The 23,580-nt window shown below is 41.4% G+C and carries 19 protein-coding genes; 9 read left to right on the top strand and 10 right to left on the bottom strand.

Annotated elements, in window-relative coordinates:
• Positions 1 to 174: 174 nt before the first annotated feature.
• Positions 175 to 2,775, bottom strand: a complete 2,601-nt coding sequence (locus G1O98_RS04430; protein ID WP_163927467.1) for an ATP-binding protein — start codon at positions 2,773 to 2,775, stop codon at positions 175 to 177.
• Between the two features lie 421 nt (positions 2,776 to 3,196).
• Here G1O98_RS04430 and G1O98_RS04425 point away from each other — a divergent pair, with 421 nt between their 5' ends.
• The 4 genes from G1O98_RS04425 to G1O98_RS04410 all read left to right on the top strand — a co-directional run bounded on the left by G1O98_RS04425 (position 3,197) and on the right by G1O98_RS04410 (position 5,393).
• Entirely contained in the window at positions 3,197 to 3,919 is a 723-nt protein-coding gene (locus tag G1O98_RS04425) for a Uma2 family endonuclease (RefSeq protein ID WP_163927466.1), read from the top strand.
• A gap of 150 nt (positions 3,920 to 4,069) precedes the next feature.
• Complete coding sequence (locus G1O98_RS04420) at positions 4,070 to 4,777, top strand: hypothetical protein (protein WP_163927465.1); 708 nt, start codon at positions 4,070 to 4,072, stop codon at positions 4,775 to 4,777.
• A 44-nt stretch (positions 4,778 to 4,821) separates the two neighbouring features.
• Complete coding sequence (locus G1O98_RS04415; RefSeq protein ID WP_094347793.1) at positions 4,822 to 5,055, top strand: DUF433 domain-containing protein; 234 nt, start codon at positions 4,822 to 4,824, stop codon at positions 5,053 to 5,055.
• The gene (locus tag G1O98_RS04410) at positions 5,052 to 5,393 is read left to right on the top strand and encodes a DUF5615 family PIN-like protein (RefSeq protein ID WP_163927464.1); all 342 of its coding nucleotides are present in this window, start codon (positions 5,052 to 5,054) and stop codon (positions 5,391 to 5,393) included. The genes G1O98_RS04415 and G1O98_RS04410 overlap by 4 nt, the downstream gene beginning before the upstream one ends.
• 300 nt (positions 5,394 to 5,693) lie before the next feature.
• Here the strand turns inward: G1O98_RS04410 and G1O98_RS04400 are convergent, their stop codons facing one another.
• The 5 genes from G1O98_RS04400 to G1O98_RS04380 all read right to left on the bottom strand — a co-directional run bounded on the left by G1O98_RS04400 (position 5,694) and on the right by G1O98_RS04380 (position 8,129).
• The gene (locus G1O98_RS04400) at positions 5,694 to 5,867 is read right to left on the bottom strand and encodes a hypothetical protein (protein WP_163927463.1); all 174 of its coding nucleotides are present in this window, start codon (positions 5,865 to 5,867) and stop codon (positions 5,694 to 5,696) included.
• Between the two features lie 140 nt (positions 5,868 to 6,007).
• Entirely contained in the window at positions 6,008 to 6,133 is a 126-nt protein-coding gene (locus G1O98_RS39705) for a DUF29 domain-containing protein (RefSeq protein ID WP_163927462.1), read from the bottom strand.
• A 5-nt stretch (positions 6,134 to 6,138) separates the two neighbouring features.
• Positions 6,139 to 6,336 carry a DUF433 domain-containing protein gene (locus G1O98_RS04390; protein ID WP_163927461.1) on the bottom strand — a complete coding sequence of 66 codons (198 nt, stop codon included), beginning with the start codon at positions 6,334 to 6,336 and terminating at the stop codon, positions 6,139 to 6,141.
• A gap of 12 nt (positions 6,337 to 6,348) precedes the next feature.
• Positions 6,349 to 6,627: a LapA family protein gene (locus G1O98_RS04385; RefSeq protein ID WP_163927460.1), complete on the bottom strand. Its 279-nt coding sequence runs from the start codon at positions 6,625 to 6,627 to the stop codon at positions 6,349 to 6,351.
• Positions 6,628 to 6,713: 86 nt separating this feature from the next.
• Positions 6,714 to 8,129 (bottom strand): phosphoglucomutase/phosphomannomutase family protein, encoded by a 1,416-nt coding sequence (locus G1O98_RS04380; protein WP_163927459.1) that lies wholly within the window; start codon positions 8,127 to 8,129, stop codon positions 6,714 to 6,716.
• Positions 8,130 to 8,275: 146 nt separating this feature from the next.
• Here G1O98_RS04380 and G1O98_RS04375 point away from each other — a divergent pair, with 146 nt between their 5' ends.
• On the top strand, positions 8,276 to 9,130 hold the full coding sequence (locus G1O98_RS04375; RefSeq protein ID WP_163927458.1) for a PD-(D/E)XK nuclease family protein: 855 nt from the start codon (positions 8,276 to 8,278) through the stop codon (positions 9,128 to 9,130).
• A 546-nt stretch (positions 9,131 to 9,676) separates the two neighbouring features.
• Here G1O98_RS04375 and G1O98_RS04370 read toward each other — a convergent pair.
• Positions 9,677 to 11,347 (bottom strand): transglutaminase family protein, encoded by a 1,671-nt coding sequence (locus G1O98_RS04370; protein ID WP_163927457.1) that lies wholly within the window; start codon positions 11,345 to 11,347, stop codon positions 9,677 to 9,679.
• A 636-nt stretch (positions 11,348 to 11,983) separates the two neighbouring features.
• On the opposite strand from G1O98_RS04370, the gene G1O98_RS04365 reads away from it, so the two are divergent.
• Together G1O98_RS04365 and recF are read left to right on the top strand one after the other, a co-directional pair.
• Complete coding sequence (locus G1O98_RS04365) at positions 11,984 to 14,842, top strand: cation-translocating P-type ATPase (protein ID WP_163927456.1); 2,859 nt, start codon at positions 11,984 to 11,986, stop codon at positions 14,840 to 14,842.
• Positions 14,843 to 14,988: 146 nt separating this feature from the next.
• The gene (recF, locus tag G1O98_RS04360; protein WP_163927455.1) at positions 14,989 to 16,110 is read left to right on the top strand and encodes a DNA replication/repair protein RecF; all 1,122 of its coding nucleotides are present in this window, start codon (positions 14,989 to 14,991) and stop codon (positions 16,108 to 16,110) included.
• A 255-nt stretch (positions 16,111 to 16,365) separates the two neighbouring features.
• Here the strand turns inward: recF and G1O98_RS04355 are convergent, their stop codons facing one another.
• Positions 16,366 to 16,824, bottom strand: a complete 459-nt coding sequence (locus G1O98_RS04355; RefSeq protein ID WP_163927454.1) for an MgtC/SapB family protein — start codon at positions 16,822 to 16,824, stop codon at positions 16,366 to 16,368.
• 502 nt (positions 16,825 to 17,326) lie between these two features.
• On the opposite strand from G1O98_RS04355, the gene G1O98_RS04350 reads away from it, so the two are divergent.
• The gene (locus G1O98_RS04350) at positions 17,327 to 19,672 is read left to right on the top strand and encodes a putative PEP-binding protein (protein ID WP_163927453.1); all 2,346 of its coding nucleotides are present in this window, start codon (positions 17,327 to 17,329) and stop codon (positions 19,670 to 19,672) included.
• A 375-nt stretch (positions 19,673 to 20,047) separates the two neighbouring features.
• Positions 20,048 to 20,884 carry a hypothetical protein gene (locus tag G1O98_RS04345; protein ID WP_163927452.1) on the top strand — a complete coding sequence of 279 codons (837 nt, stop codon included), beginning with the start codon at positions 20,048 to 20,050 and terminating at the stop codon, positions 20,882 to 20,884.
• Positions 20,885 to 20,995: 111 nt separating this feature from the next.
• Here the strand turns inward: G1O98_RS04345 and G1O98_RS04340 are convergent, their stop codons facing one another.
• A complete protein-coding gene (locus G1O98_RS04340) occupies positions 20,996 to 22,168 on the bottom strand; it encodes a hypothetical protein (protein WP_163927451.1) in 1,173 nt (390 codons plus the stop codon).
• Positions 22,169 to 22,393: 225 nt separating this feature from the next.
• The gene (locus G1O98_RS04335; RefSeq protein ID WP_163927450.1) at positions 22,394 to 23,050 is read right to left on the bottom strand and encodes a DUF1361 domain-containing protein; all 657 of its coding nucleotides are present in this window, start codon (positions 23,048 to 23,050) and stop codon (positions 22,394 to 22,396) included.
• Positions 23,051 to 23,580: the final 530 nt, after the last annotated feature.

Below are 23,580 nucleotides of genomic sequence, written 5' to 3'. Positions count from 1 at the left end.
AAGCGATTTTCATAATCCAAAAGTTTAATACTGCCAAACTCAAAGTTTAAGCGAGTATTGGGATAATTGTAACTGTAATTGCTTGGGGAAAATAAGCTTCTATGATTTCTTTCCAAGGGCTATCAAAATCAGCACGGTCGTTAACATTAGTCATGTTATTTGCCCAGAGTGGCATCAAATTTTAGATAGAGTAGCAGTACTTGTATTAGCTAGTGTACTACTTTGAGAAATCGGAATCTCAACCCAAAATTCTGCTCCCTGTCCTGGTTCTGAAATACACCAGATAGCTCCATTGTGTTTTTCTGCGACAATCTGAGCGCTAATTGCCAATCCTAATCCTGTGCCTTTACCTGCGGGTTTTGTGGTAAAGAAAGGGTCAAATAATCGTTGCTTAACTGCTGGGTTTATGCCAGCACCATTATCTGCAATTTGTATAGTTATGCGATCTGGGTTGCGTAACTGAGTACGAATTACAATTTGGCTGGGGTTAGCTTCTATGTCTTCAAGAGTTCGCTGACTGTTATAACTATCTAGGGCATCAATGGCATTACTGATGAGATTCATAAATACCTGATTGAGTTGTCCAGCATAGCAATCTACTAAAGGGATATCACCATATTCTTTTATTATCTCAATTCCGGTATTTACAGACGTTTGTTTGAGGCGATTTTGTAAAATCAGTAGTGTGCTATCAATACCTTCGTGAATGTTGACAGGCTTCATATCCGCTTCGTCAAGTCGAGAAAAATTCCGCAAGGATAGAACTATTTCACGAATGCGGTTAGCTCCCATTTTCATTGAACTTAGGATTTTAGGTAGATCCTCAGCCATAAAGTCAAGATCGATCGCTTCTATATAAGCTTGTACTTCATGTGTTGGATTAGCATTGGACTTTTGATAAAGTTCTACCAGTTCCAATAAGCCCAGCGTATATTCATTTACATGGGTCAGATTACCGTAGATAAAGTTAACTGGGTTATTGATTTCGTGAGCTACCCCAGCCACTAATTGACCTAAACTCGACATTTTTTCAGTTTGAATTAGTTGAGCTTGGGTCTGTTTGAGATTGTGCAGTACTTGGTTGAGTTGTTCTGCTTGAGTAGTTGCAGCAGCAGTCGCAGCGCGGCTTTGATTATACAATTGCGCCTGGTCAATGGCGATCGCTAACTGGTCAGCTACGCCTCGAATCAGTTCCACCTCTTCATCACTCCAAGAACGCAGCGCCCTACTATGTTCGCAGACAATCACACCCAAGCGACCCGACTGAGTTTGAACCGAAACTATTAGTAGAGACTTAAAGCCCAATGTCACCAGTAAATTCCGATTTTTGAAATCAAGCCAGGGATCTGTTGCAATGTCATCAAAGCAAAGCAAATTTCCTTGCAGAATAGCCTCACTTAGTGCTTCCACATTTTGGATAGGAGAACAGCCTAAAGGTTCTAGCAAGTCGGGAGCGCAAGCTTGTTGACTGAGTTCAAAACTAGTAGATTCATCTTCTTGATGACACCAAAAAAACTGGCATCGATCAATCTGTAGCAGTTCCCGAACTTCAACTACTACTGTACTCAAAATCGTATTTAGATCCAACGAGTTGCGAATCTGACTAGATAAACGAGTTTTAAGAATTTTTTCCCGTTTAACTAGCTTTCGTAACTGGTCTTCAGACTGCTTTAACTCTAGCTGACCCATCTGACGATTGACACGAGCTTTTGCTAGTAGCCAAGAACCAATGCCAATGAGTCCTACTAACCCAGCATATAGAAGTAGTAATTGGCTCAAAAATCGGTTTGATTTGGCCATCAACATCTCTGGTGATACCCATGAGACAATCTTCCAATAATAGGATTTCGTATCAATTTGATTTTGGCTTGGTGCAAAAGCCTGTCCTGCTCCTGTACTAGATTTTTGTCCTTCAAGAAGTGGATAAACTGTAGTAAAAGTGAACATTCCCTCAGCAGTTTGGAATTGTCCCGATTCTTTTTGAGAAATTTGCTGCCATGCTTGAGGAAAAGTTTTGCCAAAAGTATGGTTTTTGCGATCGGGAAACATAAATCCCCATTCGTCCTCAGATTTAGCCCCTTTTAACCAATAACCATCAGCATTCAGCAGCATTCCCTGACTAGGTACGTTAGCGAAAGCTTGATTAAAATTATCCAGCAGTTTAGCACCGAAATAATTTAACACTACAATGCCTCGTTTCTGTCCACGACGATCAAAAACGGGTGTGCCAAAGCGGATCATTGGCTTCAAGGGTTGTTCAACCTCACCTCGTTCAATGTTGAGGTCAAGGGGAGAGACAAACACTTCTCCTTGCTTCAGCCGCAAAGTGTCATTAAACCAGTAGCGCTTGGCTTGCACTTGCAGTTTTTCTTCGGGGACAATCTCTGGTTCACCTTGTTTGAAGTTGACTCTGACAACTTCTTTACCTGATTGATCCAAAAAGCGAATTTGGTCGTAAAGTTTTTTATATTGAGAAAATGATAAGAATTCTCTGGATAGTGCCTGTTTATCTGCATCTACTCCTTCTAAAATTCTCTGTAGCTCGTTTTGTTTAGAAATGACAATCAAATCTGAAACAACGGAGTGAAAGTCTCCACTAATTACTTTTGTTTGTAAATCTACCTTGTCAAGTTCATTAGTTTTTAATACAATTTTCTCAGTCTGTACCTGTTGGTAATAAATAGTCCCTACAACACTTCCAAGGAAGGCCGATAATGGTAAAAAAACGGCTAAAAAGTGTTTGATTAAAATTCGTGAATGGCTCTGTGGTGACATATCTGATACTTAAGTACGATTCAGAAAAAAATCGGGCTAAAAATCAGCTAAGTTCCAGCTACGCCATATTTTCGGAGTCAAGGTTGAGAAAAGCTTTTTTCTCTTGGTAGGTATAGCTAATCAGCCCAGCTACCAAATTCACCATGAAATTGAATACTCTGCGACTTCTGGAATGTTCTAGTTGAACAATATTCCACCCTTTTTTGCTATTGTGGGTTAGACACTCTCATAGTCAGTACCGAAAAATTACCTAATTAGAAAATTACACTTGCAATTGCTTTTCAATACTGAAAATAAAGAGAAGCTATGGCTACGACAGGCTATTCGGCATCGCTAAAAATGGTTCTTTATTCTGTCGCTGCGATCGCACATCAATAGATTACGTACAATCTATCTAGAATCAGATTTGGCAAAACCGCTCATGTTAAACTACAATCCGCTACATTGTTTGCCATCTTCCGAAGAGCTACCCGACTCAAATGATACCCCTGTGGATAATGAAGTCCAAAATTTAATTCCCGGCTTACTGAAAACGACACTGGCTTTAGTTTGGTGCGATCGTTGGGATTGGTTTTTTGGTGTTGATATGGGTATTTATTATCACCCAGACAAACCAGCCATTGTCCCTGATGGGTTTCTCAGCTTAGGAGTTAAACGTGTAATTGATGAGGACTTACGCCTAAGTTATGTGCTATGGGAAGAAAAAAAGCTGCCAATTTTAGCACTAGAAGTTGTTTCTCAAATATATCGGGAAGAACATAGCAGCAAGAAAGAACTCTATGCCAAAGAATTAGGAATTTTGTACTATGTTGTGTATAGTCCCCTTCGCCGGAAAAAGACACCTTTGGAGGTGTATCACCTAGTTGATGGGGAATATATCTTAATGTCAGGAAATCCCGTTTGGCTACCAGAAATTGGTTTAGGAATTGGGCGAGAACGGGGAATTTATCAAGGTATAGTCCGGGAATGGCTTTACTGGTATGACGAGGAAGGGCAAAAATTGCTCACACCAGAAGAACGCATTAGAGAAGCGGAAGAACGCGCAGCTTTTGAAGAACAGCGACGTGTGGAAGCAGAACAAAAAGTGAAAATGTTAATTGAAAGGTTGAATGCGCTAGGTCTCGATCCAGAAAGTTTGTTATAGATTCACCAAATTTCGGAATTTTCGCTGCCTTAATGTGAATTTGGTTGCTGGCTTGGGAATTATATCTATAAAGTAACTCATAGCTTGACAGTACAAATGGGAAAAGCTAGTTGCTCAATAAATATATTTACCAAAACCTTCATCAAAAATATGGAAGTTAAATTAGGATTTGGAGCAGTCCCAAAACCTCAATATGTCTTTGTCAGCAAAGAAAGCGATCATTGTTGGTATATGCTTGCTGAAGATGAAAAACGCATCCCAATTTATGAAAGAGCCTTGACTGGGGTGATTACAGGGGTAGAAGTTAATAAAAAGGTTGAAACTAAATTCGGGCCAGTTGAAAAAAACGATTTATATATTTTGGCAGATAAACCTTATATTATCCGTTCAGGTAGCGACTCTTTCTTTTCTAAAAGTTTATTGTTATCTTTAGATACCCTTACTTATAAAGAATTGTGTAATCCACTAACGATCGCCGTTAGTCCTGGAGATAGTAATGTGGTTTTTTGTAAAATTTACGATCCAATAACTTATCGTTCTGTAGGTGTTAGTTGGGATGGACATAAGAAATTAGACTGGCAAGCTATAGGGCAAAAAGTAAGTTTAAAAATTAATCAAATTCACAATTTGAATCCAGATAAAAATCAATCTCAATCAGAAACAATTGACAATATAAAAACGCCTGAACCGCGTGATGTTTTTATAGCTAAAACTGACACATATTTAGCCCAATTAAATTGGACTCCAGAGCAGGGAAGGGATTATTTGCAGCAGAAATATGGCAAGCGATCGCGTCTACAACTCACTGATATAGAAATTTTGGACTTTATTGATTACTTGAAGCTACAACTAACTTAAAATAACTAGAGTTAAATAAAAGTATCTGATATTAAAATACTTGCATGAACTCAAGGGTTGATTTGTTGACTCGCATTACTCAAACTCCTGGTCAGTGTGGTGGTCGTCCTTGTATTCGAGGTATGAGGATTCGTGTGAGTGATATTTTAGAAATGTTGGCTGAGAATGTCAGTGTTTCTGAGATTTTAGAGGATTTTCCCGATCTTGAACTCGAAGATATCCAAGCCTGTCTATTGTTTGCAGCACGGCGAACAGACTTTCCTCGATTGACAGCATGAAAATTTGGATTGATGCTCAGTTGCCTCCTACATTAGCACTTTGGCTGACTGAGACTTTTGAGGTAGAGGCTACTGCCCTAAAAGAGCTTGGATTACGAGATGCTAAAGATGTGGAAATTTTTGAGGCAGCACGAGTCGCTAATGCAGTAATCATGACCAAAGATAGCGATTTTGTTGATTTGGCTTGTCGTTTAGGAATACCACCTCAAATTCTTTGGCTGACTTGTGGTGATGTCACAAATCGCAATTTGCAGCGACTACTTGCGATCGCTTTACCTGATGCAATAGAACAACTGCGCCAAGGAGAAGCAATTGTAGAAATTAGCAGTAGTTCATGAGTAAATTGCTCAACTCATACCAGTAGTACCGGGAAACTCAACTGTGACTACATCACCGGGGTTGAATGTTACTAAGTTGTCTCTTTACTTTCAGGGAGAATTGAAGCTGCGTACAGTAATGAGAATGATGCTAAATCAAGCTGATCTTCTCGTTGACTGGGAACTTCTAACCAAACTGGAATTGCATCTTGTAACATTTCTAAAAAATGTTCATAGCTGTTTCCCAAGTGTGACATCCCGGTAGGGCAGGTACATAAGCACACCACACACCATCTTCTTGCCAGATAACTGCTTTAATTTTCATCGCCAATCATCTCTACAAGATTGCGAATAATATTCTAGTGTCAGGCTCAGTGCGATCGCTTGTCCATTGTATTGAGGTGTTAGCCTCCCTGCGATCGCATCCGGAAATAATGAACAACTAGCTCTTACCTTAAACTCAATCACAGAAATAGCTAAATCAAGCCCTTTCAAAGACCTTGCTAACTTAGCTTCTGTTCGCGCCGCCCTAGATGATCCAGATCACGAATGGACATTTTGATTTTATAACAGCGCGATCGCTCTCCCAAAATCTTTCAAAAAAGCCTACGTTGGTAGGCTTTTTTCATGTACTACTAGGCTGACGGGCTACAAACGCTTTGAGAATAATAGCGATTAGAAGGCTGCACTTGATGCGATCGCAATAGTTGGGCTGTCTCTTCAATCCACAAATTAAAATCTGCCTTATAAGTTGCGCTCATAGCCTTTATTGATTAGCTGCATAGCTTAGGCAAGCCAAAATATCCTCTTGTGTCAAATAAGGAAAGTCATCAAGTAATTCCTCGTAGGTCATGCCAGAGGCAAGATAAGATAAAACATCGTATACAGTAATTCGCATTCCTCGAATACAAGGCTTACCACCTCGTTTTCTTGGTTCGATTGTAATAATGTTTTGATACTGCACAGCTATCAATCCTCAAAAATCTTCATCATCAACAAAAAATTCCGCATCGTCTTCTAATCGAGAATTACGCTGTCCAATACCAGCAAGTCCCCAAAGAGGTTGCAGCAGTGCCATGCCAATTAACCCTAAACAAGCACTAAAAGCTAACACTAAACCCAGTGGTATCTGAATCGATTGGAATGTTAAGAATTTTAACGATACGGGTGTGGCATTTTGAACTGAAATAATTGCGATCGCGATTACCCAAACCGCTACAACTAGAGATGTCAAAAATGGAGCGAAAGTTTTCATACTTTGAGCAAAGTTAGGAGTGAGATAACTGTTAATAGGAGTTAAGAATTATTAATTTATAACTCTTAATTTTTAACTGCTAATTCTTATCCCTCTAATTTAGCAATGACACTCTCTAACTCTTGGGCAATTTGGGTGAGTTTTTCGGGAGTGTTGGTTTCTAGGTAGACGCGCACCAGTGGTTCTGTACCGGAGGGACGCAATAAAACCCAGCTACCTTCTTCTAAATACAGCTTAATACCGTCTTTACGCCCGACTTCCTTGACTTTAATTCCTGCTACCTCTGTAGGTGGATTTTTAGTAAAGGAGCCGATGACGGCGGTTTTGTGCGCCTCTGTGAGGTGCAAGTCTAGGCGGTTGTTGTAAAGTGGGCCATCGGCTTCAGCGATCGCTTCCTTAACCATCTGACTTAAAGGTTTACCTTCATAAGCGATCGCTTCTGCCACCAGCATATCGGCTAATACCCCGTCTTTTTCGGGAATATGCCCGATAATACTCAAACCGCCTGATTCTTCTCCACCAATTAATACGGCAGTTTCCCGCATTTTTTCACCGATGTATTTAAAACCAACTGCTGTTTCGTAAATTTGCAGCCCATTTTTAGCAGCGAAATTATCCAGCAGGTGGGTTGTAGCCACAGTGCGGACTATCGCGCCGGTTTTACCTTTGTTTTTAATTAAATGACGTGCTAGAACTAACAACACAGTATTCGGAGTGAGGACAGTTCCTTGTTCATCAACAATACCAAAGCGATCGCTATCTCCATCCGTCGCCAAGCCCAAATCAGCTTGATCGCGGACTACAGCTTCCACTAACTCAACTAATTGTTCTCCTTTGGGTTCTGGCATTCCACCGCCAAATAAAACATCCCTCCAATCGTGGAAACTTTCTAACTGAACACCACTATGCTGCAAAACTTCATCTAAATAGCCACGGGAGGTAGAATACAAAGCATCGTACTTTACCTTTAAATTAGCCCTTTTGATCTTTTCTATATCAAGTAGAGTGTAGATAAATTGCAGGTAATCAGGTTTGGGATCGAAAATTGAAATTGAACCTGATGGGTTACTTCCAGGTAACTCATCCGATGCACTTTCTATATTTGCCACAATAGTATCAGTAATCTCTGGAGTGGCAGGCCCAGCATAATCGGGTATATATTTAATTCCACAGTAAGGTGCTGGATTATGACTAGCAGTAAACATTAACGCCCCTGCGGAATTTAGGTGACGGGCATTGTAGGCAATTACTGGTGTGGGGCAATCCCGAACGGTAATTTTCACAGTCCAACCTAAGTCTGCCAGTACTTGGGCCGCAGTTTTGGCAAACTGGTCAGCTAAAAAGCGAGTATCGTAGGCAATAAGTACTGGTCTATCTTTTGTGTAGGCTGTTTCCAAGTAAGTGGCAATTGCCCTTGTTACTTTTCGCACGTTGGGGAAAGTAAAGTCATCGGCAATAATCCCTCGCCATCCATCGGTGCCAAATTTTATCTTGCTAGACATTCTTGCCACTTGCTCCCGTACATTATCAGTACTATAAAAGCTTCCTGCAAAGCGTGTTTAGCAGCAACTATCCTCCGAAGTTCTTTTCTAAGTAAGGCTTAGTTTAAACTTCTCCCCACCGTATTTTCTCTCACTGTTTCTGAGCAATGTCAACCCCCGATCGACCTTTTGCCAGTTATCACCTTTGGTCTCTAGTTGCCCCAGCGACTGGGCAAGAACGCTGGCATTGCCAGATGAGACGGGGGTTTATCAAAGCACGGCAACACGAACCACAAGTCAAAGCACTGCTAGCGCAAGCCACTGCACCCCAGCGCATTGGCATACTCGCGCAAAAAGGTGTTTATGAGTTTCATCATCATAGGCATCTGCTGAAGCAATCAGATGGTGTAGAAAGAGTTGCACAGCTACTTAAATTAGGCAATTCAAGCGTTCAAGTTCAGCAACGCGTGCTGCAAATTTTGCAAAAATATCATAATGCGCCGTTGCTTTTGGATAAAGATATTATCCAATTAACTCCGGGTGATGAAGGTTTTCCTAAGCCAATAGTAGTTGAACAAGAGGATTATTGCTTTCGGTTATATGCGGCTATGGACTGCGTTTTCATTGAATCTGATAGGACTTTACATATTTTAGATTTCAAAACAGGTAAGTCAGCTTTTGACAAACGACAGGCATTAGTTTATTTGCTAGCTGCTCGTTATCTTTACCCTGAACACGAAGCTGTCGCATCATTTTATAATTTAGAAATATGTAAAAAGTCTGAGTTAATTAGCATCAATAATTACGAGTTAGAATCTTTAAAATTTGAGTTAGCTAATATTGCCCACAAGCACCAGCACGATTTGCAAAAATATCAGGAAAAAACTACTAATTTCAGTAAGATTTTTCCTGCAAATCCTGGCTCCCACTGCCGGTTTTGCCCGTTTAACTCCATCTGTGAGTTTGCCGATTTTAAGCAAACTCAATCATATCCACAGCCAAGTTTAAGAGTTAATAGCTAAGGTTCTTCAGTACGTAGTATGCTGGACTTTTAATTAAAGTCCTTTACTTACCCTGAGAATCAAGCCTTACAGGGAGTTATAGCTTCAATTTCTGAATCAAGGCTCAAATGCTAATACTAACGGCTGTTATTATTGCCCAGCAAGGATTTTAAGCTTATTTACAGACGTATTTAGCATAAGAAGTAATGAAGAGCCATAGCTAATTGGTTTACCTATTTATCTTGGTTCAATGTTCAAAAACATCTGCTAAATCCTCGTACTTTTATGGATTGAAGAAAAATATAGAATTAACTCAGGTCAGTCATGGTCTAAAATAATACTTTTCGATTCTGTAGACGAGCATGAGGCACTACAGAAACGTTTTGAATAGCTAAAAATATAGCCTCTTGGAAAAAGAGGCGAGCAACGCAATTTTGTAAAGTGCTAAGACCAAAAACGAAAATATGCTACTTCGAGATCCATAGGCACAGCCAAACCCAGGCATTGCAACGAAAAAACCTGGCTTTATTGATAATTCAACCCTGAACTAATACCCCATGTCCTAATTTAAAAAGGTGGTAATTCTTTAAGAATTGTGAACCGAATATGATTAATTGCCAAATCACCGATGGGGATATCTTCTTTGGTTAGCCGCGCACCTTGACTTGTCACGGTTTCAAAAGTGATACCTTTACCAATTTCAATGTGATACCAGCATAAGCCCATAAAAAAGCGCGTCGGATAAGGCCCACCTTCACCCACATCATCAGGATTTGATTCCATTGGCAACCAGCCAAAATTCGGGACGTAGAACTCCAGCCAAACATGATTAAAGTCTGGTTGTAGTGGTACTCCTAGTAAGTCACTATGGGGAGGACATTTGTACCTACCTACGGTGCGGCAGGGAATGTCATTCAAACGGGCTAGGGCAAGCAATACGCCAACATATTCCCCACAGGAACCAACGCCCCGTTCTAAAACTATATCTGGCGTGTCAATGTAAGGCTTAATACCGTAAGATAACTGGTCGTATACGTAGTTGCGGATACTGTGCATTTTCCGCAGTACATTGGTTTCAGAACCAATTGCTTCTCTGGCGGCACGGCGAACAATGGTAGTATCCATTGCTAAATCGTCGTCATCTACTAGGTAGCGTGTTTGTAATTCTGGAGATAGTTCAGGTATATCTTCAACATCTCTAGGTGTGATGCGATACTTAATTCCTCGAACTTCCACAAGTGCTTTCCAGCCAAATATATGCCGTTCACCTGGAGCAAGAGAATCAAATTTAAAGACTGCTACACGTTGCCCTTCTGTTACTTCTTCTGTAAAGGGTATACCAATTGCTTCAACGTGTTTCACCTTTTGACGCTCAGTTTCCGATGGTAGGGCGATGCGCCATTCTACATCAGGTAAATACACCTCGTCTAAGGGTGCAATTTCCTCAGCATAAGACATTTCAATGAGATAGCCATTAGAGAGAGCGTAGCGCTTATCTGGCTGGTAATGATAATGCAGGGGATGAATAAAAGTGCGATCGCGGAATGTTAGCTCATGACTCGGATCGGCATTGGGGTTATCCCGGATATAAGGCTCCTCTGAGGCGTAGGCAACATAAATACTTTCTTTACCTGTTTCGCCATTTTTATGTATTGCTATACCTGTAGGACATTCAAACGGTGTCAGGACACTAAATTGAAGTTCTCCTGTTGCCCTGTCCATTGCGTACACTGATTGTTCGGTGCGATCGCAAATCCATAGCATTTCTTGGTTAACTGCTAAATTCTCTATCCCAACTCCAGGGGCATAAAATCTGGTAATCTCTTTTCGGGTTTCGCGGTCATAAACCAAAATGTAGCCCAGCCGTTGGCAGCTGACATAAACTGTTGTTTCCCAAACAGCAACGCCGTCAGCCGGATAAGGCAATGTCACAAAATGTTCCAGACCTAAAGCATTGAGCTTGCACAAGTAAACACTATTTTCTCGGCTCACCCACAGGGAATCTTCCCATACCGCTAAACCAGTGACATCGGTAAATTCTTTAACTTGATGGGGATTGAGAATTTTGCTGTTGTCAGAGGTGGGATCAATCTCCAGTAGATGCCCTTTAATACTGTCAATGGCAATGAGTCTATCTTTAATGAAAGTAATGCCACACAGGGTAGCAGCAGTAAGCGGTCGAATTGTTTTTTGCCCAAACATCTGGCTAACGGTCAAAGTGGGGAGTGCAAAACTCATATTAAGCATATTTATTGAATGGTTTAGCACGCCTGGGTAATTCAAAATTCAAAATTCAGCTGGAAAAGTTTGCTAGATTGGGAAACCCTAATGGCACTCCAGTTTACTTGAGCGGCGAAATACACAAGGGACTGGCTCAACTTTCCGCAAAATTAAAAATGAAGAAATGCAATCGTGCCATACATCCTGGCTATTGACTACGGGATGAAATGAAAGGAATGGCAGCCTAAAATTAATTGTGACATATCCTCTGTAACAAAGCTTCAAAGCTCTATTACTCATAATTATCGGTAAAATGTGTTCCGATCAACTCTTTCGTGAGAAATAATACTATGTCAAAATGGGGGGATTTACAAATGTTAAGAATTACATATACATTTATCAAGCAAGACAGGAGGAAAAATGTCCTCACTCTTGAACTGCTCTCACCAGAGCAAGCTTGGTTTAAAACCCCATTAATGATAGTTCAATGACTTCAATGACTTAAATTCATCCGGGGTCAAATCCCCAACTGAAAAGTTCCTTCCGTCTCCTTCACATATCTAGGCGATCGCCTTAATGTAACTTTAGAAGATGGAATTCCTGCCATCACTAAATTATGATCGAATTTTGTAACCATTTGCTGTGACCTACACGATGTCTGCTAATTCTCTGCCTGAAGGTGCCGCCGTTTGGCATAGTTTAGAAGTTGATAAAGCGCTAGAACTGCTCGATAGTAATGCAGACAGTGGCTTAACACCTCAAGAAATTCAACAGAGGTTGCAAAAATACGGCCCCAACGAACTTGAAGAAAGTGCTGGCCGTAGTGCTTGGGAAATTCTGCTAGATCAGTTCAAGAACATTATGTTGTTGATGCTGATTGGCGTAGCTCTGATTTCTGGGTTTTTAGACCTGATGGCTTTGCGGGCGGGCGATTTGAAGCCCGGTGAAGTGCCATTTAAAGATACGATCGCTATCTTAGCAATTGTGATTCTCAATGGCATACTCGGTTATGTCCAAGAAAGCCGTGCCGAAAAAGCCTTGGCAGCCCTGAAAAAAATGACTTCTCCCTTAGTACGGGTCATCCGCGACACCAGACTGGTGGAGATAGCAGCCAAGGAACTAGTTCCAGGGGATGTAATGCTGCTGGAAGCTGGAATGCAGATAGCTGCGGATGGACGTTTGATAGAACAGTCTAATTTACAAGTGCGTGAGTCGGCATTGACTGGTGAAGCCGAAGCGGTGAATAAACAGGCATCACTAAAATTGCCGGAGGAAACATCATTAGGCGATCGCCTTAATGTCGTGTATCAAGGAACCGAAGTAGTCCAAGGACGCGGTAAGGTTCTGGTGACTAACACCGGCATGACAACAGAATTGGGTAAAATTGCTGCGATGTTGCAGGCGGTGGAAAGTGAACCTACGCCTTTACAGCAACGTATGACTCAACTGGGTAATGTCCTAGTTACGGGTTCTTTAATTCTGGTGGCGATCGTTGTCGTTGGTGGTGTCATCAAGGACGGAGGTTTTAAAAACATCCAAGAACTCTTGGAAGTTTCCTTGAGTATGGCGGTTGCTGTGGTACCAGAAGGTTTACCAGCTGTAATTACCGTTACACTGGCACTGGGAACCCAGCGAATGGTGCGCCAAAATGCCTTGATTCGCAAACTGCCAGCAGTAGAAACATTAGGTTCTGTAACAACCATCTGTTCTGATAAAACCGGCACTCTGACTCAAAATAAAATGGTCGTGCAATCGGTTTATACCAATGACAAAACTTTTCGCGTCACCGGCGAAGGTTATGCTCCTACAGGGGACTTTCAGTTAGATGGTCAAAAAGTTTCCTTAGAGGAGTCTCCAGAAATTTCCGCGTTATCAGTCGCCTGTGCTGTTTGCAATGATTCAGTGTTGCAAAAAGAACAAGGTGAATGGGCAATTTTGGGAGATCCGACAGAGGGGGCATTAGTTAGCCTGGCGGGAAAAGCCGGAATCGAAAAAGACCAGTGGAACAGTAAGTTACCTCGCGTCGCTGAGTTCCCCTTTTCTTCGGAACGCAAGCGGATGAGCGTGATTTCTCAAGTGGAGGGAGTCGCCACAGGTGAAGCGTCTTCGAGAGGCGTTGACCCAGCGATCGCCGATTTTCTCCAATCTGAACCTTACTTAATGTTTACCAAAGGTTCTCCAGAGTTAACCTTGGCACGTTCCACTCAGATTTATTTGGGCAATCACTCGGCCCCCTTAACCGAAGAACAACGCCAGAAAATTTTGGCAGAAAATGACCAAATGGCTAGTAAAGGTTTACGGGTACTAGGTTTTGCCTACAAATCTCTTGCGGAAATTCCACCGGAAGGTTCAGATGAAGCATCTGAGCAAGGCTTGGTATGGCTGGGATTGGTGGGAATGCTGGATGCGCCACGCCCAGAGGTGAGGGCAGCAGTCCAAGAATGTCGGGATGCAGGTATTCGCCCAGTAATGATTACTGGCGACCACCAATTAACAGCACGAGCGATCGCTACCGATTTGGGAATTGCCCAAGAAGGCGATCGTGTTCTCACAGGTCAAGAATTGCAACGGATGAGTGACGAGGAATTAGAGCAAAACGTTGACCTGGTGAGCATCTATGCTAGGGTTTCCCCAGAACACAAACTGCGAATTGTCCAAGCACTGCAACGCCGGGGTCGATTTGTCGCCATGACGGGCGATGGTGTTAACGATGCCCCAGCCCTCAAACAAGCCGACATCGGTATTGCAATGGGCATTACTGGCACTGATGTCAGTAAAGAAGCCAGCGATATGGTGTTACTTGATGACAACTTCGCTACAATTGTCAGCGCCACCAAGGAAGGTAGAGTTGTTTATACCAACATTCGCCGCTTTATTAAATACATCTTGGGCAGTAACATTGGTGAAGTTCTGACAATTGCCGCTGCACCCTTAATTGGTTTGGGAGGCGTTCCCCTGACTCCCTTACAAATTTTGTGGATGAACTTGGTGACAGACGGTTTACCAGCCTTGGCATTAGCTGTGGAACCTCCAGAACCGGATGTCATGCAACGTCCGCCTTTTAGCCCCCGCGAAAGTATTTTTGCTAGGGGATTGGGTTCTTACATGATTCGCATTGGGATCATTTTTGCCATTATCAGCATTGCCTTAATGTGGTGGGCTTATCAACATACCCATGCTGCTGGGTATCAGGGCGATCCCGAAGCTTGGAAAACAATGGTATTTACTACCTTGTGTATTGCCCAAATGGGACATGCGATCGCTATTCGCTCTAACAATCGCCTAGCCATCGAGATGAATCCCTTCTCTAATATATTTGTACTAGCGGCTGTTGTCGTCACCACGATTTTGCAGCTAATGCTAGTTTATGTTCCACCCCTGCGAGATTTCTTTGGTACTCACTACCTGAATATGCAAGAGTTGGGGGTTTGTATTGGCTTCAGTGCCTTAATGTTTGTCTGGATTGAAGCGGAGAAGATATTTCTGCGGATTATGGGCAAGAAGGCTGTGTAAATTGGGCATGGGGAATTGGGAATGGGAAATGGGGAATGGGGCATTGGTTATTCTCTTCTACCCCTCTAATCTTTTACTTCTTATTTTTCTCCATCCTTCCTAATGCTCAATTCCCAATTCCCAATTCCCAATTCCCAATCCCTGCTATGTACCTGAAAACTCTAAACCTCCGACAATTTCGCAATTATCAAGACCAAAAGGTTGAATTTACTGCTGCCAAAACAATTTTGGTAGGTAATAACGCTCAGGGAAAATCGAATTTGTTGGAGGCGGTAGAGTTGCTGGCGACATTGCGATCGCACCGCATGACCCGCGATCGCGATTTGGTTCAAGAAGGGGAAGCTATAGCCCAAATTAATGCCACCCTTGAGCGACAAACAGGCGTTAGTGACCTTACCTTAACCCTCCGGCGCAATGGTCGCCGGAGCGTTGCTCTCAATGGTGAGTCTATCCGCCGTCAAATGGATTTTCTCGGCGTTCTCAACGCAGTGCAGTTTTCCAGCCTGGATTTAGACCTAGTACGCGGCGGCCCGGAAGGTCGCCGCAACTGGTTGGATACACTCTTAATTCAACTCGAACCAGTTTATGCTCACATTTTGCAGCAGTATAATCATGTATTACGCCAGCGCAATGCCTTTTTAAAACGCCATGTAGAGACTTTGGATGCAACGTCTCTACACTCAGAACTGGCGGTATGGGATGCACAGTTAGCGACCACAGGAACCAGAGTAATTAGAAGACGCGATCGCGCCATCCAAAGATTGGCTCCTATTGCTAGTGCTTGGCACGCCAGTATTAGCGGTAGTACAGAAGTTCTACAAATTAAATATGTACCTAATATTCCTTTAGAGGATAACCAGCCAGAAGAAGTACAGCAAGCTTTTTTAGCAAAAATTCAGCAGCGAGCCGTTGCTGAAATGCACCAAGGTACTACTCTTGTCGGCCCCCATCGAGACGAAATAGAATTAACTATTAACCAGACACCCGCTCGTCAATACGGTTCTCAAGGTCAACAACGAACGCTGGTTCTAGCCTTAAAATTAGCCGAATTACAATTAATTGAAGAAGTCGTCAAAGAGCCACCATTGCTATTACTTGATGATGTTCTTGCCGAACTAGATTTATCCCGTCAAAATCAATTGCTTGATGCTATTCAAGACCGCTTTCAAACCCTAATTACTACCACTCACTTGGGTTCTTTTGATTCCCAGTGGTTAAAGTCCTCCCAAATTCTTTTTGTGAAAGCAGGAGAAATAATCGCAAATTAATGATGATTTAGGATTAGCCCTTTCAAGATGACTCTAAAATCTCTTTTTTTCTCTGTGTTGGGCCAGTTGCTACAACGGTGAGAATCCCTGCAACGTACTGGCTTCTCTACACCTCTGAGGTTTAAAGGTAGTTAAATAAACTACCTAACAACTATAAAACACATAGATGAAAAGGGATTTGTTAACCGTTTAATTCCTTAAAAATGGCTGATTGACAATAGTTAATATTTATGGGTCAGGCTGAAATCCTAATTTTTATTGACGTTTTTCTAACCTTTTAAAAACGTTGAGAATCAGAAAAGTCAGTAGAGTACCAATCAATCCTAACTGCCACAAACCACAACCGGCAGCAATTCCCAATGCAGCCGAAACCCAAATAGCTGCTGCTGATGTGAGTCCGTGAATTTCAAGTTGCTGTGATTCTTGAGAAGATTGGCGCACAATTTCTCCAGCACCGAGAAATCCTACACCGGCTGCAATTCCTTGAATGACGCGGCTAAGTGCATCAGGACTATTTTGCAATCCTCCTGTTTGCATAATTATCAAGGTAAACACAGCTGAACCTAGACTCACTAGCGTGTGAGTTCTTAAACCAGCTGGTTTGCGGCTAATTTGGCGTTCTAAGCCGATAATCGCTCCTATAAATAACGCAAAGCATAATCTGAAGCTGATATTTAGCCAATCATTAGTTGCAATGTAGTAAGTGTTTGGCAATGTTTAGTCTGGTGTAAATAATTTTATATACATAGTACAGCACGGGAAAATGCAGTTACCATCTCAATTAACAAGACTTGGGAAAAAATACCTTTGTTAAAGGTTGGCAACTTTCCGCCAGAGTGTACTAGGTTAATTATTAATTTTTTTACAAAATAGTGCAAAAATATTTTACTCTTTATATTGGTAGAGTCTAATTCAATGGATGTAATTGAAAGTTTATATCATCTAGTCATCTGCTTTATTTTTTGAACTTAATCTTGGCTTAATAGGCAATTTCTGAAAGGTTAAGGTGTTCAGATCCCCGACTTCTTAAAGAAGTCGGGGATCTGAACACCTAGGAAAATTAATGAGACAGACCACTAGCAATTAACCCCTAATAAGGTCAGCAAATTAAATGTAAATACTGGAAACTCCTCCTAGTAGAGAGTCAGTGGATTTATGGCTGATAACGCACCCGAAGGAAATGCCTGTGGCTACAAATAGACAACTAACAAATTGAGTGGACAAACTCTACTGGCTAGACCAAATTAAATTACAAGACCGCGCCAAAGTAGGTGACAAAGCATTTTACTTGAGCAGAATCATGCAGCGTGGCTATCCGGTGGTGCCTGGTTTTGTCGTTTCGGCAGAAATTTTGCGGCAATTTCTTGAAAATCTCAATAGTTCAGAGTCATTAGTAGCTGACTTACCCCATTCTTCGTTACATCTAGATGTTACTAATTGGCGGCAACTTCAGCAGGTAGCTGGTCGCTTGCGCCAAGAAATTCTCACTGCGACTGTGCCGCAGCAGTGGGTGAGTACAATTTTCCAAGCAGCTAAGGAATGGCAAACTAGCTGTCTGATTCTTCGACCTACCTTATCAATATCAAATACGACTCCAGGTATAAAGAATATATCTGGTTTGCTGGAGTCGGTGTTTTGCCAGTGCGAACCTGAAGCGATCGCTTGGGCGTTAAAGCGCACTTGGAGTCAGATATTTCGTGCCAGAAGTCTCCTATATTGGCAACGAGCAGGAATTAATCTACAACAAATAAATCTAGCAGTTTTGGTGCAACCTGTTGAGAATGCGATCGCCAGTGGTTTGCTCAAAGCCAACTCCTCTGGGTGGGAAATTGAGGCTACTAGGGGATTAGGAATTGCGATCGCTCTTGGTGAAGTCCAGCCAGATATTTACTACATTCAACAGGCAACGGGGGTTGTGCTTGAGCAACAGTTAGGCAATAAAATGCTGGCTTATGGTGTGAATGATGCAGCATCTGAAGCTTTTTCGCAACCCACACCTAACTCAGTGCTAACACCAGATCATATTTCTCTAAATACCTACGTACTTCAAAAAGCCCAACAAGAACAGTACGCTTTACAAGAAGAATATTTACAGCAAATAATTGCTCTGGGAACTCAACTAGTAAGTGAACTAGGCAAAACTTTCACTATTAAATGGACTATTGCTCAACAAACCACATCTAACAAACTCTACATCACACAAGTTAGTTCTCCCCAATCTGTAATTCCCCACGGACAATTCATCAGGGGACTAGGAGCAGCAGGGGGACGTGTTGTGGCCAATGCCTTAGTAATTAATAATTCACAACAGAAACCCGAACAACTACCCAAGGATGTGATTTTAGTAGTACCAACAATCACTCCTGATTGGCTACCATTACTACACCAAGTTGCTGGTATTATCACAGAACAAGGTGGATTAACCAGCCATGCCGCAATTCTGGCGAGAGAATTAAGGATCACAGCAGTAGTAAACGCAACATCTGCCACAACCTTAATCCAAACGGGCGAACGACTACTGCTTGATGGCGACAGAGGAGAAGTTTATCGCATCAAAGGAGACTCAAAGGAGGAGATGGAGAAAGAGAGAGAAGAAAAACTTCTTTCCCCACATCACCCCAACCCGAAAGCGCCCTATCCTACTTTTACTTCTCATCTACCCATGATTGCTACCCAACTACTGGTTAACTTGAGTCAGTCCAGTTTAATAGAACAAGTGCAAAGCTTCCCTGTAGATGGCGTGGGATTATTGCGCTCAGAATTGATGGTATTAAATATATTGGACGGACAACATCCCAATAGTTGGATTTTAGGCGGTCGTCAGGCAGAATTATTAGAGTTATGGTCTGAGCAGATTAGGCAATTTGCTCGTGCTTTTGCACCAAGACCAGTTTTTTATCGTTCTTTAGATTGGCGATCGCAGGATTTACCATCATTGAGTGATAATTTAGAATATTCACCCCAGTCGATGTTGGGTGAACGCGGCACCTTCAGCTATTTACGAAATCCCGCAGTGTTTGAGTTAGAACTGCAAGCTTTAGCAAGGGTACAGCAGGCTGGTTACAGCAATGTCAACCTACTATTACCATTTGTGCGGACTGTAGAAGAATTTGTCTTTTGCCGTCGCAAAGTTGAGCAAGCTCTTTTAACCGAGGTGTCGCAGTTTCAATTGTGGATGATGGCGGAAGTGCCAAGCGTACTATTTTTGCTGCCGGAATATGTGAAAGCAGGTGCAGCCGGAATTTCCATTGGTACAAACGACCTAACCCAATTATTGCTCGGAGTGGATCGAGAACAAGGACAGCTAGCAAAAGTATTTAATGAACGTCATCCCGCAGTTATGGGTGCGATCGCTCAACTGATCCAAATGGCTAAAAGTGCCGGTATACCTTGTTCAATCTGCGGTCAAGCACCAGCCCTCTATCCAGAAATCATCGATAAATTAGTGGAATGGGGCATAACTTCCATTTCTGTTGAACCGGAGGCAGTTGAGCGAACATATCAGGCGATCGCTCGTGCTGAACAACGCCTAATTTTAGCAGCAGCGCGTCGTCAACAATAGGCGCAAGGGCATAAGAAACACCTGATGAATAAATTTATTAAGAAGTATTATCTATTATAATACTTTGTCACACAATGAATTACAGTATTTTACACAAGAAAAGCGCTTTAAGTAGATGGGCGTGACTAAATATAATATGTTCTGTAATTGCGAACAATGATTTTTTCTAGGTTAGCTCGCACTAAAAGCTGACGAAATTATTTTGAAATATTTTCCGAAAGGCAAGGTATTTTCTCTGTAGTCTATATAGATTTTATTTTTATGCGCTAGGGCGGAAACTAGTCAAAATCTTTGGAGATCCTATTCATAGTTTAGATTTGCTTTGGCAAAACAGAGATATTTTTAATAAATTTTGATTGATTTGGAGTTGAATTTATGAATAAAAAAATTCTCGTATTTATTACAACAGCAATTGTGGCTTGTATTTCCATTGCTAGTCTGACAGCAACAATTGTAACTTGGGATTCGTGGACAGATTCACAAACTTCAAAAGCTGTAGCTCAAAAAACTAATAGTTGCCCTGGTGCTTCAACAAAGACGTGCTTGGATATTGATGTTTATGAAGCTCTAAATCTCATGCCAAGAGAAAATAGACCATTATTAAATCCAAGTCTTGGAGCTCAATACGGTGGAACTTCTTCTCCTCCCAATCCATTAGTTATTAAATCAGGAGAATCGGTAAACTTTTTTATTGGCCCTCAATACTTCTTACCTGCATCCTATCAAGAAAATGGTACAAAGTATGTTCCTCATGTTGGTGCTGGTACCACATGGCCAATTTTATATCCTAGCTCAACAATTTTTACGAATAATAAGGTGACATTTAACTCCGGCATTTCATCAAATCCGCAAACAGTAGTAAAACAATTTACACACGCAGGCCCAACGGATGAGCCTCCTTCCCCTGCTTCTGCTCAATACTTAATTGCTAGTGGCCCCATAACTTATAATAATCTGGGAGAGTTTGTGGCAACAGCAAGAATTCAAATGATCAGACACTTTTGGATAGGTTGCTCTCCTTCTAGCTGGTTATTCGTACCGAACAAAAATGACTTATGTTCCGTTGGACAATCACAAGGAGGACATAGTGCCTCAAATCAAGATAAGCTGATTGATATCACTGTTTCTCGCCTGATTAAAGTAGTTCCTAGTATCACGATTAATCCTAATTTACCGATTAATCCTAGTTTCCCAATTAAATTAAATCCATAAGCGGCTTCCAGACGAAATACTTTCCAAACGTCCCTAAAGCAGCGAATAGTAATCATCGTTGGTGTTGTACATAGCACATTCAGCTTTATACAACACCGTCAAAATGTTTGTTCAATATCGATAAATTGCTACAACAGGTGTGCTATATGGAACCTGTTCTGGAGGAACAGCGTAAACCGTGCCACCATTTAATAAAGTATGAGCAGCAACAAAATCCAACAAATCTTCATCACCAGTTTCTTTTTCTGGGTGCAAATAAACCGTTTCTGAGGTTGGATCGAATAAACCCCACTGTTGTTGACCAACTGCAACTAATAATGAATCCACTCGTTGGTAATAAGCTGCTGAGACAATTTCTTTCAGGTTGTTAGATGCCTTACCAGTACCACCACCAAACAATTCGTGAAATTGCTCTAAAAACCCTTCTTGAGACTTCTGGAAATCAGCCTCGACAATCGGCCAAGCTTGGTCATGTAACTCTTGGGCACTGAGAATTTCTGGATTACCAGTAATAGCTTCATCCATCAAATGCTGGTAAGTATTTGCCTGTTTATATAAAGGCAAGAGATACTCTACCCCAGCCAGTACCAAAGGCGCTTTTTGCAATTTCAGTTTCTCATGTAATGCGCGATCAATAATCTGAAAGAATTGTAGTATGTATTCTTGTTGTTTATCTCTGTCTGGACTTCCCTGACCGTGAAATGTGCCTGACTGCGAAAAAGGATTAGTGGTTCCTCCTTTTGATGGTGCGAGGTGGAACTCACCTTCTTGGGCAGTCTCGTCTATTTGCAGAGCTTCATCTCGACTTTTAGGGAGATTTTCTACTTCCACCTCATTAACACTGTAGCGTGTTCCTTCAAAGAATCTGACATCTTTTTGGCTCAACGCCAGCATATAAAAGCGACCATTGCCATTTAAAATTGGCAGCAGTGGCTTGATGTGAAATCGGTCTGTAACCACAACCAACTCTTGAAAATCAATTGGCAGAGGATAATAGCGAAAAATATTTTCAGAAATAAAAATCGCTAACCCTGGTTCTCCCTTTTGCTCCCAAAACTCTTGGGTATCAATTTCATGGGATTTTTCCAATAATGCGATCGCATCTTTCTCCTCCAAACCCGCATCAATTAAACGAGTCTCCGCTTCCTTGACCAAATTTTTAAAGCGAATTGGATTTTGTCGCACTTCTGGCCCGGCTGGGTGCATTGGCATATAAATTGAAACACAATTTCCTTTTGGCTGTTCTATTAATGTCTTTATTTCTTCTCTAGAGATTAATTCCATAAGATACCCCTCCTATGAACGCGATCAAAAACATCAGATCAGACCATCGATTTTCAATGATCTGATAGGACGTTATTCTCAGATGGTGGTCAAAGTCCGACCGTTTGTCTCTGAGTTTATTTCACCTTAAGGAGGGTTTAGTTGCATCTTTCTTTTGATAGGCAATATTCATCAATAGAATTACTAATGAAAACCCCAATTTAAAATCTGAAATCGCCAGGAGCATCAAATGTTTGGCGTGTTAGAGTTAGTGCTTTCTGACTTGATTCCGATTCTACTACCTGGCTTGCTAAGACCTAAAGTTACTCGTTTCATAATCCAGTACAAACCTGCAAGTACCACAAAGGTGATAGCAATAATTACTAAGGGTTGTTTTCCCAGAATTTCTTCTACTCCTTTAGTAAGTAAGGCATCGGGTTGAGTAATAAAATCCCAACTGTTGAAACGTAAAAATCGTCCCCAATAAACACCAACAGCGCAGAGAAAATGTGTAATTAACTCAACGCGCCAAATCCATTGACTCTTACCGATACGATGTAAGTAGTAACCCCAATTAATTAACGAGATTACATAAGCTTCAAATCCACCGAGAATTACTAGCAAATACAGAGGTATGAGTACTAAAGTAATCATCCACACAGATTGAATTGTGCGGATATCATCTATCAAGTGGATTACATCGGTCAACAAATACGGTGCATTTGGTAAGAAAGCATAGAAAACTAAGAATCCTAGCCACCAAAGCCAAGTGCCGCCGCGCCTCATGCGAAATAGCCATACACTCAAGACCAAAGGTATAAAAGCCAGAAATAAATTCCAAGTCATCCACCTCATATTAATTTGCAATACTTGTATAATTCTGGCTATCAATTCTTCTTTCATAGGTGCTAACTCAGAAGATGTTTGATTGTTCTAGATTGACTCTGTAATGTTAGTGTTAATAACCTCAGTGATTGACTGATGAAATTTTTTACCCCCAAGGAAATTTATTTCCTCTAAGAGCAGACAAGGCTTTTGTGTCACTTAAAAGGAAATGCACACTTAATATTATGTCTGAAATTTATAGTTTTTATGTTTTTCATACTGGGGGATTAAATTTATCAATCAATCAGCTTAAATCACTAGTATAGCCAGAAAATCATCAGGGTAAAATCTACCACTGAGACGAAGCCTGAGCAACCAAAACACCACGAATAACTTCTAGTGGACTTTTTTAATTGCAATGTTGCCCCTGTCCTGGGTATCATATTTATTCCATTTTGTCCTGCTAGAATTCCAGAAGCACCTTAAAACTTTTGCCAAGACCACATCCCCAACCTCCTCAGTTTACAGAGCTATAGGAATCATATTTGATTTTTGAAAAAGACTACGAGATAATACTGAGGTAAATATCGGTCTAAGAGTGAACCATG

This window comes from Nostoc sp. UIC 10630 (genome assembly GCF_010747425.1).
In the GTDB taxonomy this organism is placed as follows: Bacteria; Cyanobacteriota; Cyanobacteriia; order Cyanobacteriales; family Nostocaceae; genus Nostoc.
This window is presented reverse-complemented; position numbering and strand designations above follow the sequence as displayed.

Coding starts and splice junctions, on each gene's coding strand:
- G1O98_RS04425 (WP_163927466.1), top strand. CDS start 3,197: ATGTTAAACTACAATCCGCTACATTGTTTGCCATCTTCCGAAGAGCTA.
- G1O98_RS04365 (WP_163927456.1), top strand. CDS start 11,984: ATGTCTGCTAATTCTCTGCCTGAAGGTGCCGCCGTTTGGCATAGTTTA.
- G1O98_RS04340 (WP_163927451.1), bottom strand. CDS start 22,168: ATGGAATTAATCTCTAGAGAAGAAATAAAGACATTAATAGAACAGCCA.
- G1O98_RS04370 (WP_163927457.1), bottom strand. CDS start 11,347: ATGAGTTTTGCACTCCCCACTTTGACCGTTAGCCAGATGTTTGGGCAA.
- G1O98_RS04415 (WP_094347793.1), top strand. CDS start 4,822: ATGAACTCAAGGGTTGATTTGTTGACTCGCATTACTCAAACTCCTGGT.
- recF (WP_163927455.1), top strand. CDS start 14,989: ATGTACCTGAAAACTCTAAACCTCCGACAATTTCGCAATTATCAAGAC.
- G1O98_RS04410 (WP_163927464.1), top strand. CDS start 5,052: ATGAAAATTTGGATTGATGCTCAGTTGCCTCCTACATTAGCACTTTGG.
- G1O98_RS04385 (WP_163927460.1), bottom strand. CDS start 6,627: ATGAAAACTTTCGCTCCATTTTTGACATCTCTAGTTGTAGCGGTTTGG.
- G1O98_RS04420 (WP_163927465.1), top strand. CDS start 4,070: ATGGAAGTTAAATTAGGATTTGGAGCAGTCCCAAAACCTCAATATGTC.
- G1O98_RS04375 (WP_163927458.1), top strand. CDS start 8,276: ATGTCAACCCCCGATCGACCTTTTGCCAGTTATCACCTTTGGTCTCTA.
- G1O98_RS04335 (WP_163927450.1), bottom strand. CDS start 23,050: ATGAAAGAAGAATTGATAGCCAGAATTATACAAGTATTGCAAATTAAT.
- G1O98_RS04345 (WP_163927452.1), top strand. CDS start 20,048: ATGAATAAAAAAATTCTCGTATTTATTACAACAGCAATTGTGGCTTGT.
- G1O98_RS39705 (WP_163927462.1), bottom strand. CDS start 6,133: ATGAGCGCAACTTATAAGGCAGATTTTAATTTGTGGATTGAAGAGACA.
- G1O98_RS04430 (WP_163927467.1), bottom strand. CDS start 2,775: ATGTCACCACAGAGCCATTCACGAATTTTAATCAAACACTTTTTAGCC.
- G1O98_RS04380 (WP_163927459.1), bottom strand. CDS start 8,129: ATGTCTAGCAAGATAAAATTTGGCACCGATGGATGGCGAGGGATTATT.